Source organism: Catenulispora sp. EB89 (assembly GCF_041261445.1).
In the GTDB taxonomy this organism is placed as follows: domain Bacteria; phylum Actinomycetota; class Actinomycetes; order Streptomycetales; family Catenulisporaceae; genus Catenulispora.
Genome location: NZ_JBGCCU010000042.1, coordinates 44,678 through 58,079 on the forward strand (window position 1 = coordinate 44,678; position 13,402 = coordinate 58,079).

Consider the following 13,402-nt stretch of genomic DNA (forward strand, 5'->3'; position numbering starts at 1 on the left):
GGTCCCTATGCGGATCTACATCAGCGCGGACATGGAGGGGATCACCGGGCTCGTCGACGCCGACGACGTCCAGCCCGGCGGCCGCGACTACGAGCGCGGGCGGCTGGCGATGACCGAGGACGTCAACGCCGCCGTCCGCGGCGCGGTCCGGGGCGGCGCCACCGAGATCGTGGTGAACGACGCCCACGGCCCCATGCGCAACCTGATGGTCGACACCCTGCACCCCGCCGCCCGCCTGATCCGCGGCAAGCCCAAGACCATGGGCATGATCGAAGGCCTCACCGGCGCCCACGACGCCCTGGTCTGCGTCGGCTACCACGCCCGCGCCGGCGCCCACGGCGTCCTGAGCCACAGCTTCATGGGCCACGAGATCGAGGACATGTGGCTCGACGAGCGCGCCACCGGCGAGATCGGCCTGGTCCACGCCTGCGCCGCGGCCCTGGGCGTCCCGCTCATCGCCCTCACCGGCGACGACGCCGCCTGCGCCGAGGCCACCGACTGGGACGCCGCCGTCGCCACCACCCCGGTGAAGTACGTCCGAAGCCGCTTCGCCGCCGAACTGCGCCCGCAGAACGAAGCCCGCATCGCCATCGAGGAGAACGTCGCCAGGGCCCTCGTCGAGAAACGCGCCGGGACCGGAGCACCCGGCGACGCCACCTCGACCCTCGTCGTGCGCTGGCAGTCCTCGGCGGTGGCCGAGACACTGCTCGGCATCCCCGGCGTGACCGCGGTCGACCCGCGCACGGTGCGGGCCGTCGGCACGCCGCCGGACCTGTTTCGGCAGTTCGGGGTCTGGATGCGCGTCGCCACCGCGCTGACGAATCAGCCTCCTTACTGCTGAAATCCCGTTGGTCCCGCCCTGCGCGGCCCGGAATACTCCGTTCATGGACGCGACACAGAGCCCTGAGCTGAACCCACACATCGCCGAGTACTACAGCGAGCGCTACGAAGAAGCCGACCGCCTGTCGGTCAACGCCTTCGGACGCCTGGAACGCGAACGCACCAAGCAACTCCTCTTGCGGGAGCTGCCACCGGCGCCCGCACGCATCCTGGACGTCGGCGGCGGACCCGGCGTCTACGCGGCCTGGCTGGCGCACCTCGGCTACGACGTCACGCTCATCGACCCCGTCGCCCGGCATTGCGAGCAGGCCGCCGAGTACGGCACGTTCACCGTCCAGACCGGCGACGCCCGCGCCCTGCAAGCCCCGGACGCCTCAGCCGACGCCGTCCTGCTGCTCGGCCCGCTCTACCACCTCATCGAACCCGACGACCGCGCCCGCGCCCTGCGCGAAGCCGACCGGGTGGTGCGCCCCGGCGGCCTGATCGCCGCCGCGTTCATCGGCCGCCAGACGCCGATCCTGGACCTGGCCGCGAAGCGCAAGATCAACGACGACGCCCTCTACGCCCTGCTCGGCACGCTGGACCAGCACGGCGTGAACGACCCCGAGAGCGGCTTCACCGTGGCCCACTTCCACAGCGTCGAGCAGATCCGGCAGGACTTCCGGGCCGCCGACCTGGCCGAACCCAGGCTCTTCGGCATCGAGGGCCCGCTGTTCCCGCTCATCGCCAGCGGCCTGGTCGAGGACGATCCGGAGGCCTTCGAGGCGGCTCTGCGCGCGGCCCGGCTCGCCGACGACCATCCGGAACTGCTCGCCGCCGGCGGCCACCTGCTCGCGGTGACGCACCGGGCACTCTGATCTGCGGCGCACTCTGGCGCACAGAGCTCCCTGACCAGGAGCAGATCCCGACGAGACCGGTCAGGTCCCCACGAGACAGGTACTACCAGGACCTGTCACCCCGCAGCCCTCAGCCGTAGCCTGGAGATCATGGACGGCCGAGACGAGTTCCGTGACTTCCTCACCTCCCGGCGCGCGCGGATCACCCCCGACCAGGCCGGCCTGCCCGCCTACGGCGGCAGCCACCGGCGGGTCCCGGGCCTGCGGCGCGAGGAGGTGGCGCTGCTGGCCGGGGTAAGCGTCGAGTACTACACCCGGCTGGAGCGCGGCAACGCGCGCGGCGTCTCGGAGAGCGTGCTGGACAACCTGGCGCGCGCCCTCCAGCTGGACGACGCCGAGCGGGCCCACCTGTTCGACCTGGCGCGTGCCGCCAGTTCCGGCGGCTCGCAGGTGCGCCGCGCGGCCAAGCAGCAGGTCCGTCCGATCGTGCAGCGCATCTTGGACGGGATGGAGAACTTCCCCGCGCACGTGCGCAACGGCCGCTTCGAATCGTTGGCGGTCAACCGGATGGGCCGGGCGTTGCTGGCGCCGGTCTACGAGGGGCGCCAGCCGCCGGTGAACGTCGCGAGGTTCGTGTTCCTGGACCCGCGCGCCGAGGAGTTCTACGGCGACTGGGAGCGGACGGCGAACGACACGGTCGCCGCCCTGCGCTCGGAGGCCGGGCGCAACCCGTATGACAAGGCTCTGACAGACCTGATCGGCGAGCTGTCGACGCGCAGCGAGTTCTTCCGGACTCGGTGGGCCGCGCACAACGTGCGGTTCCACAACGCCGGGGTGAAGGTCTTCCACCATCCGGTGGTCGGCGAGCTGCGGCTGGCGTACGAGTCGCTGGAGCTGACCGACGGCAGCGGCCTGGCGACGAGCGTCTACAGCGCCGAGCCCGGGACGCCGTCGGAGGAGAAGATGGCGCTGTTGGCGAGTTGGGCGGCGACCGTCGAGCAGGAGCAGGGGCAGACATCCCAGCAGGACGCACGTCCGGCGGTCTGACCTGCTGTGAAGCGGTTCGCGGAGGTTGACCGGATGTAAGGAGCCGCCGGTGCGACGGCATACGAACAGTGGCTGAACTTCGCGGCCGAACCGGACATCGATCTTGATCATCGCCCGGCTCGGAGCCCAGGCTGGCGATGCGCTGCTACGCGGTGTAGCAGAGCCTCGCTGTCCTGGCTGCAAACCCTCCGGGAGTCCCCACATGACCTCTTCCGCCTCGCGCCGCGCGCGACTCAGTGTCCTGGCTCTGACCGGTGTCGCGTCCGCCCTGGTCCCCGCGGTCTCGGCGCAGGCCGCGACCTCGGGGGCGGCTGCCGCGCACACCTCCGTCGCGCACCTGGAGCTGTTCGCGAAGGCCCCGGCCGGCATGACCAACCCGGACGACATCACCCGCCTGGGCGACCTGGTCTTCGTCACGTACCAGAACGACGCCGGCCCGACCGGCGACCCGGCCGGCAGCAAGAGCGACGTCGTCGCCTTCGACCTGCGCACCGGCTGCGTCGAGGGGCACTGGACGATCGCCGGGCGCGTCGACGGCCTCACCGGCGACCCGCGGCACCACCGCGTGATCGCCACCGTGAACGAGGACCTGAACTCCACGCTCTACACGATCACCCCCGGCGAGGGCACCGGCGGCCTCAAGCACTACACCTACTTCCCGAACCCGGCGCAGACCGGCTCGGACGGCGCCAACGGCGGCACGGACTCGGTCGCGATCGGCCGCGACGGCACCATCTACGTCGCGCACTCCAACCCCGACGTCTCGCTGCCCGCCCCGAACAACGCCCCGGCGGTCTACACGATCAAGCTGACCGGCACCACGGCCGCCCTGACCCCGCTGTTCGGCGTGAACGACAAGGCCACCGTGGTCAACCCGGCCCCCGGCGCCCCGAAGACCGTGTCGATGGGCCTGACCGACCCGGACTCCAACAAGTGGGTCCCCGGCCCCGACGGCGGCACCCTGATCCAGGACTCGCAGGCCGACAGCAAGCTGATCTTCGCCACCGACCTGGACGCCAAGCACCCGGCGCTGCACGAACTGGACCTCACGAACGCCACCGGCCCGACCTCGGTGACCCCGCAGCTGGACGACGTCACCCCGACCGGCGGCGAGGGCCGGCTGTTCATCGTCGACCAGAAGAGCGGCAGCATCTACACCCTGGACACCGACGGCTACGCCCGCGGCGAACTGTTCGCGGCACAGCCCGCCCCCGGCTCCGGCGACCTGGCGAACACCCCCGGCCTGAAGCTGATCAACGAGAAGACCGGCGTCGCGACCGCGGTGGCGACGGACGTGAAGCTGCAAAGCCCCAAGGGCCTGCTGTTCGTCCAGGGACACGAGGGCCGGCACTGGGACGGACACGGCGACGCACAGTAGCCGAAGTCACTCCCCACGACGGCGCCACAGCAGGTACCGCACCGCGTCATAGACGAGGAACGCGGCGCTGAACCACGCGACCGACAACGCACCGGCCACCAGCAGTGGCCGGTGCTGCTTTTGCAGCGCGTCCAGCGCTGCTCCGGCCGCACCCCAGAAGGCGATCCAGACCACGCCGTAGCCCAGGAAGCGGGGCATCGGCCGGTCCCACAGCCAGCCTCGTGGTTTGAAGGGTTCCACGAGGTCAGCATCCTGAGAAGCGCGGTGGGAGTCAATGGCGCGCGAGGGGCTGGATGTGTGGGTGCTGGTGGTTGTGGCGATGGCGATGGCGATGGCGATGGCGATGGCGATGGCGATGGTGGCGGTAGTCGTGGCGTTGGTCGTGTCGGTGGTGTGTCGACGTTGCGTGCTATGTGCCGGCGGTTGTGTCGGTGGCGCGTGCTATATCTGCGTATAAGGGGCGATAATTCCCTAACAAAATGCCGCCATGCCCGCCCCGCGCGCCAGGTCACGCCAGCGGCCCAAAGCCGCAGACCAGCCGCACCCGTGCAGCGCACCGAGCCCCGGCGCCTACTCGGCCACCAACCAAACCGCCGCATCCACCGGCAGCATCGCCCCCGCCACCGGCTCCGAAGCGATCAGCACCCGATACCCCGCCGGCAGCTCCACCGCCGCCTTCGACAGGTTCGCGTAACACACCACCTCCCCGCGCCGGAACGCGAGCACGCCCTCCGCCGCCTCCGGCAGCCACTCCAACGCCGCGCCGTCCCCGAGGCCGCGCCCCAGCCACTCGCGGCGGATCCGTAGCAGCGCGCGGTAGTGCGACAGCATCGAGGCAGCGTCCTGCTCCTCCGCCGCCGCCGTGCGTTCCTTCCACTCCGCCGGCTGCGGCAGCCACGGCGCAGCCGCCGCGCCCTCCGGCGAGAAGCCGAACGGCGGCGCGTCGCCCGACCAGGGCAGCGGCACGCGGCAGCCGTCCCGCACCGGGCCGTCGTGGTCCTTGTACCGGCGGTTCGGGTCCTGCCAGACCGCTGGCGGCAGGTCCTCCACCTCCGGCAGCCCCAGCTCCTCGCCCTGGTACACGTACGTCCCGCCGGGCAGCGCGTTGATCAGCTGCACCGCCGCCCGCGCGCGCCGCTCGCCCAGCGCGTGGTCCACCGGCGTTCCGTACAGTCGACGGGCGTCGGCTAGCGACGTCTGCGCGCGGCCGTAGCGCGTGGCGTGCCGGATCACGTCGTGGTTCGACAGCACCCACGTCGGCGGTGCGCCGACGGCCGCCAGCACGCCGAGCGTCGCGTCGATCTCCGTCCGCAGCGCCTCGGCGTCCCAGGGGCAGCTCAGCAGGCCGAAGTTGAAAGCTGTGTGCAGCCGCGTCGGCGTCAGGTACCGCGCCACCCGCGAGGCGTCCGCGACCCACGCCTCGGCCACGAACACCCGCTCGCCCTTGTACGAGTCCGCGACCCGCCGCCAGTCCTCGTAGATCGCCAGCGTCTCGTCGCGGTCGAAGTACGGGTGGTCCTCCGTCGCGGCGTCGAGCATCCCGCCGGCCTCGCGCGAGGCCAGGTCTGGGAACGCAGGGTCCTTCGTCAGTCCGTGCGCCACGTCGATCCGGAACCCGTCCACCCCCAGGTCCAGCCAGAACCGCAGGATGTCCTCGAACTCCCGTCGCACCTGCGGATTCGTCCAGTTCAGGTCCGGCTGCTCCGGCGCGAACAGGTGCAGGTACCAGTCCCCGGGCTTCCCGTCGGCATCCACGGTCCGGGTCCAGGCCGGGCCGCCGAAGATCGACGGCCAGTCCGTCGGCGGCTCCGAGCCGTCCGCGCCGCGCCCCGGCCGGAAGTGGTACCGGGCCCGGGCCTCGGAACCCGGCGCCGAGGCCAGCGCCTCCTGGAACCACGCGTGCCGATCCGAGGTGTGGTTCGGCACGATGTCCAGGATCAGCCGCAGCCCGTGTTCATGCGCCTCGTTAATCAGCGCCTTGGCATCGTCCAGGTCGCCGAACAGCGGATCCAGCCGCCGGTAGTCGCTCACGTCGTACCCGGCGTCCACCTGCGGCGAGGCGTACCAGGGGTTCAGCCACAACGCGTCCACCCCGAGCGCCGCCAGGTACGGCAGCCGCGAGCGCAGTCCCGCGACGTCGCCGACGCCGTCGCCGTTCCCGTCGGCGAAGCTGCGTATGTAGACCTGGTAGATGACGGCGTCACGCCACCAACTGCTCATCCTGCTCATCGATTTCACTCCGAGGCTCGAAACGGGAGAAGGCTCAGGCACTCTCGACACACCAGACATGGAACGCCGGTCCGTCGGACGGCAGCTGAACGCCGGGGCTCAGATCGGGTCCGCCGAGCAGATGCCCGGCGGCGAACGGGGCGGTCAGGGGCGGGTGCGCCGCCCGGCTGACCTGGACCACCAGCCTCTCCCCGGGCAGCGCCCGTTCGAACAACACGACGTCGTCCGCGGTGTGCAGCCACCGCAGCCCGCCGGAGCGCAGGGCCGGATGCGAACGCCGCAGCGCGATCAGCGAGCGGTACATCTCATACGTACCCTGATCCCACGTGCTCTCATCCCACGGGAAAGCCCGCCGTCCGTCCTCGTTGTGCAGGGCCCCGTGCACCCCGACCTCGTCCCCGGCGAACACCATCGGCAGCCCCGGCAGCGTCATCAGCAGCGCCACCCCCAGCGCCTGCCGCCCCGCGCCGCCGACCAGCGACCGGAACCGCGGCATGTCGTGCGAGTCCAGCAGCGTCATGTTGTGCGTGACGGCGCGCCACGGGATCAGCGCCGCGAACTCCCGCATCACCGCGGCCATCGCGCCGCCGCCGAGAGCCGGCGGCCGGCCCGGCACGCCCCACAGCTCCGGCGTGTCGGCGGCGCCCAGCCAGCCCAGCACCGGCCGCGTGAACCCGGCGTACGCCATCGTCCCGTGCCAGCCGTCGCCGCGCAGCGTCGCCGAGGCGTCGAACTGGTGCTCAGCCAGGACAAGGGAATCCGGCGCCGTCTTGAGCAACGTCTCACGCACCGACCGCGCCATCCGCGCGTTGAGATCGATCGCCCCGTACCGCCCCGCCGACTGCGCCACGTCCACGCGCCAGCCGTCCAGCCCGAACTCCGCCGGATACCGCGCGATCACCGAATCCGGGCCCTCATACAGCCGCCGCCGCAGCTCCTCGGACCGGTGGTCGAGCTTGGGCAGCGACGGCACACCGAAGAACGACGCGTACTGACGGCGGTCCGCGCCGAAGTAGTAGAACCCCGCCTCGGCGCTGGAGGGATCGGCCTGCGCGCGCCGGAACCAGGGATGCTGATCGCCGGTGTGGTTCAGCGTGATGTCGCCGATGACCCGGATCCCGCGCAGATGCGCCTGCGCGGTCAACTCCTTGAGCGCTTCATCCCCGCCGAGCAGCGGATCGACGACGTCGAACGACGAGGCGTCGTACCGGTGGTTGGACCGCGCGGGGAAGAACGGCGTCAGATACACCGCGTCGATCCCGAGTCCGCGCAGGTAGTCGAGCTTTTCCGCGACGCCCCACAACGTCCCGCCGTAGACCTGCTTGGTCCCGGCTGGAGTGCCGTACGCGACCGGATCGTCCCATGCGGCCGGAACGGCCCAATCCGGCAGCTCCCCGACCGGATGCGCCGCCGACCGCGCGAACCGGTCGGGGAAGATCTCGTACACCACCGCGCCCTCGGCCCAGGTCGGTGGCGGATCGTAGGTCGGGAGCCGGAAATCCGCGCTGTCGGTGACGTCGACCGTGCTGAGCCCGAGTCCGTTGAGCCAGGTCCTCCGCCCCGGCGTCTCCAGCAGGAAGCGATATCCGAGCTCCGCGTTGACGACCGGCACGCTCGCACGCCACCAGACCTCCTCGCCCTCTTCCCGATCCACCTGTGCCTCGACGTAGGCCGGTTCGCCGTCTGGTGTGGACCGCACGTGTACCCGCTTCGCCGCCAGCGCCTTGGAGGTGCGGACGAACACATCCGCTTTGTCTCCGACGCGGGGCGCGGGATCGCCGACGTACAAAGGCGATCCGTCGTGGTGGGCTGAGGGACCGAGAACAGGGGGATTCACGAGCCAGACGCTAGGCAAACGAGTCGTGATCCGTAAGGGGTTGCCGATGTTTGCCGCAGTGTTTCACTCTTTTGCTTCCATGTTTCGCAACGCAACACCTATAGTGCGGCGCATGTCTTCTCGACTCGACGACATAGCCCGGCAGGCCGGCGTCAGCAAGGCCACGGTCTCCCGCGTCCTCAACGAACGCCCCGGCGTCAGCCCGCAGTTGCGCAAGGCGGTGCTGACCGCGCTGGACGTGCTCGGCTATGAGCGCCCCTCCCGCCTGCGGCCCCGCAGCGCCGGCCTGGTCGGCCTGCTGCTGCCGGAGCTGGAGAGCCCGATCTATCCGCTGTGCGCGCAGGTCATCGAGACCAACCTGTCGCGCCAGGGCTTCACGCCGGTGCTGTGTTCCCAGACGCCGGAGGGCGCGGGGGAGGACGAGTACGTCGGCATGCTGCTGGACCGCGGCGTCTCCGGCGTCATCTTCGTCTCCGGCATGCACGCCGACACCGGCCAGGACCACTCCCGCTACCGGGACCTGGTGGCGCAGCGGCTGCCGCTGGTGTTCGTCAACGGCTTCATCCCGAACCTGGAGGCGCCGTTCATCTCCTGCGACGACCGCGCCGCCGGGGAGCTGGCCGTGGCGCACCTGGCCGAGCTCGGGCACCGCCGGATCGGGCTGCTGCTGTCCTCCGACCGGCACGTCCCGGCCCGCCGGCAGCTGGCCGGCTACCGCACCGCGATGGAGACCGCCTTCGGCGCCGGCGGCTACGACCCGGACCTGGTCGACATCTCCTTCCCCGGGGTCGAGGGCGGCTACGCGGGGGCTTCCAGGCTGTTGCAGCGCACCGTCACGGCCATCGTCTGCGGCTCGGACATGATGGCGCTCGGTGCGATCCGGGCCCTGAAGCAACACCACAAGCGGGTCCCCGAGGACGTTTCCGTGATCGGTTACGACGATTCGATCCTCATGGGCTACACCGACCCGCCGCTGACCACGGTGCGCCAGCCGGTGCTCTCCATGGGCGTCGCCGCAGCCCGGACGCTGATCGACCAGATCCGCGGGGTGACCATCCGCAAGACCGAGTCGCTGTTCTTCCCCGAGTTGGTCGTACGGGCCTCCACGGGCCCGCTTGCAGAAACGTAGAAACACAGGTGCACGTAGCTGCAACAGCGACGCAAGAAGCTGCAACGGATTGTCTGGCGCGAGTTTCCGGTTAGGGTCTGCCGTGTTAACAGCGAGTCACAGCCGGACCCCACCGCCGTCAATGCTCTGACCTGTGGCGCGGAGGTCGGGCGCGGGTACCTTCCCTTCCTTCCCTTCCCTCAACAACTGACCAAAGGGGTCATGGTGAGATACCGTCCCTCCTTGACGACCGCGGCTGTCGCGGTCGTAGCGGCAGCTCTTTCCCTGACCGGCTGCTCCAGCTCGTCCTCGAAGCCGGCCGCCGCGGGCTCGTCGTCCTCGACGGGCTCGGCCTCCTCGCCGTCCGCGACGAGTTCCAGTTCCTCCGTCGCGTCGGCGCCCTCGTCCTCCTCCAGCGCCCCGCCGGTCCGCGACCCCAACACGGACCTGGTGATCTGGACCGACGCGCAGCGGGCCCCGGTGCTCCAGCAGTTCGCGCAGAGCTTCGCCAGCGCCAACGGCATCTCGGTGAGCGTCCAGCCGGTCGCCACCGACCTGCAGTCGGCGTACGTCACCGCGACCGCCGCGGGTAAGGGCCCGGACATCGTGGTCGGCGCCACCGACTGGATCGGCAACCTGGTGCAGAACGGCGCCATCTCGCCGCTGCCGCTGGCCGCGTCGCAGAAGAGCGCCTTCGAGACCACCGCGCTGAACGCCGTCACCTACAACGGCCAGGTCTACGGCGTCCCCTATGCCACCGAGAACCTCGCGCTGATCACCAACACCGGCGAGGCCGCCGCCAACCCGGCGACCTTCGAGGCGATGGTGGCCAACGGCCAGGCCGCGGTGAAGGCGGGCAAGGCCTCCGAGGCGCTGGCGATGCAGATCGGCCAGCAGGGCGACCCGTACACGGCGCAGCCGCTGCTGGGTTCGGCCGGCGGTTTCATCTTCGGCACCAAGGCCGACGGCAGCTACGACCCCGCGCAGGTCGGTGTCGACAACGCCGGCTCCAAGGCGTTCGCAGCGCGGCTGGCCAAGTACGGCGAGAAGGGCCAGAACGTCTTCAAGCGCTCCATCGACGCGAACAACGCGGTGTCGCTGTTCACCTCCGGCAAGACCCCGTACCTGATCTCCGGTCCGTGGGCGCTGGAGCAGGTCCGCAAGGCCGGCCTGAAGTACGCGATCAGCCCGGTCCCCGGCTTCGCCGGCATGGGCCCGTCGGCCCCGTTCGTCGGCGTGCAGGCCTTCTACGTCTCGGCCAAGGCCAAGAACACGGCCCTGGCGCAGGAGTTCACGCTGAACTACCTGACGAAGAAGGACGTCGAGGAGGCGCTGTACAAGGTCGACCCGCGCGCGCCGGCCCTGACCGAGGCGTACGACGACGTGTCCAAGACCGATCCGGACATCGCCGCCTTCCAGGCCGCGGCCGCGCACGGCGTCGTCCTCCCGCAGATCCCGGCGATGTCCGCGGTGTGGGGCCCGCTCGGCATCGCCGAAGCGGCGATCGTCGGCGGCGCCGACCCGAACACGGCGATGACGAACGCGGCCACGCAGATCAAGGCCGCGATCGCCAAGGGCTGACCGGGCCCGTACCTTCTCGTCCTCCTCCGGATCAGTCCTTCCACCCCCCCCGAACCTCCGCACGATGCGGCGTCCCGATTTGCCCCCGGGCCGTCGCACCGTGCGGAGCCGAGAGAAAGCAAGGAGCGGCCATGGCCCCCTCGCCCGCTGAGCGTCTGGCGCGCTTGTCGTGGCCGCGGGTCGTCTTCGTCGGACTCGTCGCGGCCTTCGCGGTCCTGACGATCCCGACGCTGGTCGACAAGCACTCGTGGACCGGCGTGACGATCTCCGTCGCGGTGACGGTGATCCTCGCCTACGTCTACCTGACCCCGAAGCGGATCGCCGCGCGCTTCCTGGTGCCTGGCACGATCCTGTTGCTGGCGTTCCAGGTCTACCCGATCGGCTACACGATCAGCACCGCGTTCACCAACTACGGCGACGGGCACCGGTTGAGCCAGTCCCAGGCCGTGGCGCAGCTCGAGGCCGACTCGGTGCTGGAGCAGCCCGGTGCGCAGCGCTACGAGCTGTCGGTGGCGACCAGGACCGCCGACGCCTCCGGTCCGTTCGTCTTCTTCCTCACCGACCCGAACGGCAAGGTCGAGCGCGGCGACGCCACCGGGCTCACCCCGGTGCCGGACGCGCAGGTGGCCAAGGACCCGTTCACCGGCAAGGTGATCACCGCGCAGGGCTGGCACATCCTGAGCGGTATCCAGGTCAACGGCCTGGGCCAACGGCTGGCCGGGTTCGAGGTACCGGTCTCCGGCGGCTTCATCAAGTCCGTCGGGCTGTCGGAGGCGTACGTCGGTCAGTTCACGATGAAGTACGACGCCGCCACGCAGACCATGACGGACACCCGGACCAACACCGTCTACAAGGCGTCCAACGGGACGTTCAAAGCGGCCGACGGCTCCGGCAAGATGCTGCCGATCGGCTGGAAGATCGACGTCAGGTTCAAGAACTTCACGTCCGTGCTCACCGACGCGGCCATCCGCGGACCGTTCCTGCGCGTCCTCATCTGGACGATCGCCTTCGCGATCCTGTCGGTCCTGACCACCTTCGGTCTGGGACTGCTGCTCGCGGTGGTCATGGACCATCCGCGGATGCGCGGCCGAAGGCTTTACAGTTCCCTGCTTCTCCTTCCTTATGCGATGCCGGCGTTCATCTCCACGCTGGTCTGGTCGAGCATGTACAACAAGGACTTCGGCCTGCTGAACAAGCTGTTCGGCACGCACATCGACTGGCTCGGCAGCCCCTGGGCCGCGCGCGGCTCGGTCCTGCTGACCAACCTGTGGCTCGGCTTCCCCTACATGTTCCTGGTCTGCGCGGGCCTGTTGCAGGCGGTGCCGCAGGAGCTGAAGGAGGTCGCGAAGGTCGACGGCGCCTCGCCGTTCCGGGTGTTCCGCTCGGTGACCATGCCCACGGTGCTGATCGGCGCGATGCCGCTGCTGATCGCCTCCTTCAGCTACAACTTCAACAACTTCAACGTGATCCGGCTGCTGACCGACGGCGGTCCGTACCCCTCGGGCAGCTCCACCGCCGGCGACACGGACATCCTGATCAGCTACACCTACCGGCTGGCGTTCGGCGGCCAGGGCGCGCAGTACGGCCTGGCCTCGGCGATCTCGTTCCTGATCTTCGTCCTGGTCGGCCTGATCTCCTACGCCGGATTCCGGCAGACCCGCCAGCTGGAGGAGGTGTACGCGCGATGATGAAGGACCGGATGTGGTGGCGCCACCTGGTGGGTCTGGCGGCCCTGGTGTTCGCGCTCGTCCCGATCATCTTCCTGATATCGGCCGCGCTGAACCCCGTCGGCACGCTGTCCTCGACCTCGCTGATCCCCAGCGGCGCCAGCTTCTCCAACTTCAGCAAGCTGTTCCACGACCCGAACTCGCCCTACGTCCGCTGGTATGTCAATACCCTGGTAATCTGCGGTGTCGCGGCGGTCCTGAATGTCCTGATCGGCGTCAGTGGCGCGTACGCCTTCTCCCGGCTGAGTTTCCGCGGCCGGCGGCCGGGCCTCACCGGCATCCTGCTCGTCCAGATGTTCCCGAACTTCATCGCGCTGACGGCGTTGTATCTGCTGTTCATCAACATCGGTTCGGTGCTGCCGGTCGCCGGTCTGAACACCTCGCTGGGTCTGATCCTGGTGTACCTCGGTGGCGCGATGGGGGTGAACACCTGGCTGCTCAAGGGCTATTTGGACACCATCCCGAAGGAGCTCGACGAGGCCGCGCGCATCGACGGCGCGTCCGAGGCGCAGGTCTTCTTCCGGGTCGTGCTGCCGTTGGCGGTTCCGATGCTGGTCGTCGTCGGGCTGTTCTCGTTCGTGGCAAACCTGAACGAGATCCTGCTGGCCGGGGTGTTCCTCACCGATACCACGCACAAGACGCTGGCCGTCGGCCTGTACGGCCTGGTCTCCGGCAACCACAACACCGACTACGGCGAGTTCGCCGCCGGGTCGCTGCTGGCCGGCATTCCGGTCGTCCTGATCTACCTCTACCTCCAGAAGTATCTCGTCAAGGGCTTGACGGCGGGCGCCGTCAAGGGCTGATCCGCACCATTGGGAT

At 69.9% G+C, this 13,402-nt stretch carries 13 protein-coding genes; 9 read left to right on the forward strand and 4 right to left on the reverse strand.

Annotated elements, in window-relative coordinates; translation table 11 throughout:
- Positions 1 to 7: 7 nt before the first annotated feature.
- The 4 genes from ABH920_RS47355 (at position 8) to ABH920_RS47370 (ending at position 4,101) form a co-directional block, all read left to right on the forward strand.
- Positions 8 to 841: a M55 family metallopeptidase gene (locus ABH920_RS47355; protein WP_370355937.1), complete on the forward strand. Its 834-nt coding sequence runs from the start codon at positions 8 to 10 to the stop codon at positions 839 to 841.
- A 43-nt stretch (positions 842 to 884) separates the two neighbouring features.
- The gene (locus ABH920_RS47360; protein WP_370355938.1) at positions 885 to 1,697 is read left to right on the forward strand and encodes a class I SAM-dependent methyltransferase; all 813 of its coding nucleotides are present in this window, start codon (positions 885 to 887) and stop codon (positions 1,695 to 1,697) included.
- 129 nt (positions 1,698 to 1,826) lie between these two features.
- Positions 1,827 to 2,723 (forward strand): helix-turn-helix transcriptional regulator, encoded by an 897-nt coding sequence (locus tag ABH920_RS47365; protein WP_370355939.1) that lies wholly within the window; start codon positions 1,827 to 1,829, stop codon positions 2,721 to 2,723.
- Positions 2,724 to 2,925: 202 nt separating this feature from the next.
- The gene (locus ABH920_RS47370; RefSeq protein WP_370355940.1) at positions 2,926 to 4,101 is read left to right on the forward strand and encodes a hypothetical protein; all 1,176 of its coding nucleotides are present in this window, start codon (positions 2,926 to 2,928) and stop codon (positions 4,099 to 4,101) included.
- A gap of 6 nt (positions 4,102 to 4,107) precedes the next feature.
- Here the strand turns inward: ABH920_RS47370 and ABH920_RS47375 are convergent, their stop codons facing one another.
- Positions 4,108 to 4,341, reverse strand: coding sequence for a hypothetical protein (locus tag ABH920_RS47375; protein WP_370355941.1), 234 nt, complete (start codon positions 4,339 to 4,341; stop codon positions 4,108 to 4,110).
- 34 nt (positions 4,342 to 4,375) lie between these two features.
- Here ABH920_RS47375 and ABH920_RS47380 point away from each other — a divergent pair, with 34 nt between their 5' ends.
- Positions 4,376 to 4,558, forward strand: coding sequence for a hypothetical protein (locus ABH920_RS47380; RefSeq protein WP_370355942.1), 183 nt, complete (start codon positions 4,376 to 4,378; stop codon positions 4,556 to 4,558).
- A 113-nt stretch (positions 4,559 to 4,671) separates the two neighbouring features.
- On the opposite strand, the gene ABH920_RS47385 is transcribed toward ABH920_RS47380, so the two are convergent.
- Positions 4,672 to 6,330: a glycoside hydrolase family 13 protein gene (locus ABH920_RS47385; RefSeq protein WP_370355943.1), complete on the reverse strand. Its 1,659-nt coding sequence runs from the start codon at positions 6,328 to 6,330 to the stop codon at positions 4,672 to 4,674.
- A gap of 34 nt (positions 6,331 to 6,364) precedes the next feature.
- Positions 6,365 to 8,074, reverse strand: a complete 1,710-nt coding sequence (locus tag ABH920_RS47390; protein WP_370355944.1) for a glycoside hydrolase family 13 protein — start codon at positions 8,072 to 8,074, stop codon at positions 6,365 to 6,367.
- A gap of 205 nt (positions 8,075 to 8,279) precedes the next feature.
- Between ABH920_RS47390 and ABH920_RS47395 the strand changes: the two genes are divergently transcribed.
- A complete protein-coding gene (locus ABH920_RS47395; protein ID WP_370355945.1) occupies positions 8,280 to 9,296 on the forward strand; it encodes a LacI family DNA-binding transcriptional regulator in 1,017 nt (338 codons plus the stop codon).
- Between the two features lie 179 nt (positions 9,297 to 9,475).
- Here the strand turns inward: ABH920_RS47395 and ABH920_RS47400 are convergent, their stop codons facing one another.
- Positions 9,476 to 9,718, reverse strand: a complete 243-nt coding sequence (locus tag ABH920_RS47400) for a hypothetical protein (protein ID WP_370355946.1) — start codon at positions 9,716 to 9,718, stop codon at positions 9,476 to 9,478.
- Between the two features lie 7 nt (positions 9,719 to 9,725).
- On the opposite strand from ABH920_RS47400, the gene ABH920_RS47405 reads away from it, so the two are divergent.
- From ABH920_RS47405 to ABH920_RS47415, 3 genes are all read left to right on the forward strand, one after another.
- Positions 9,726 to 10,856 (forward strand): extracellular solute-binding protein, encoded by a 1,131-nt coding sequence (locus tag ABH920_RS47405; RefSeq protein ID WP_370355948.1) that lies wholly within the window; start codon positions 9,726 to 9,728, stop codon positions 10,854 to 10,856.
- Between the two features lie 131 nt (positions 10,857 to 10,987).
- Positions 10,988 to 12,544 (forward strand): ABC transporter permease subunit, encoded by a 1,557-nt coding sequence (locus ABH920_RS47410; RefSeq protein WP_370355949.1) that lies wholly within the window; start codon positions 10,988 to 10,990, stop codon positions 12,542 to 12,544.
- Positions 12,541 to 13,386 (forward strand): sugar ABC transporter permease, encoded by an 846-nt coding sequence (locus ABH920_RS47415; RefSeq protein ID WP_370355950.1) that lies wholly within the window; start codon positions 12,541 to 12,543, stop codon positions 13,384 to 13,386. The genes ABH920_RS47410 and ABH920_RS47415 overlap by 4 nt, the downstream gene beginning before the upstream one ends.
- Positions 13,387 to 13,402: the final 16 nt, after the last annotated feature.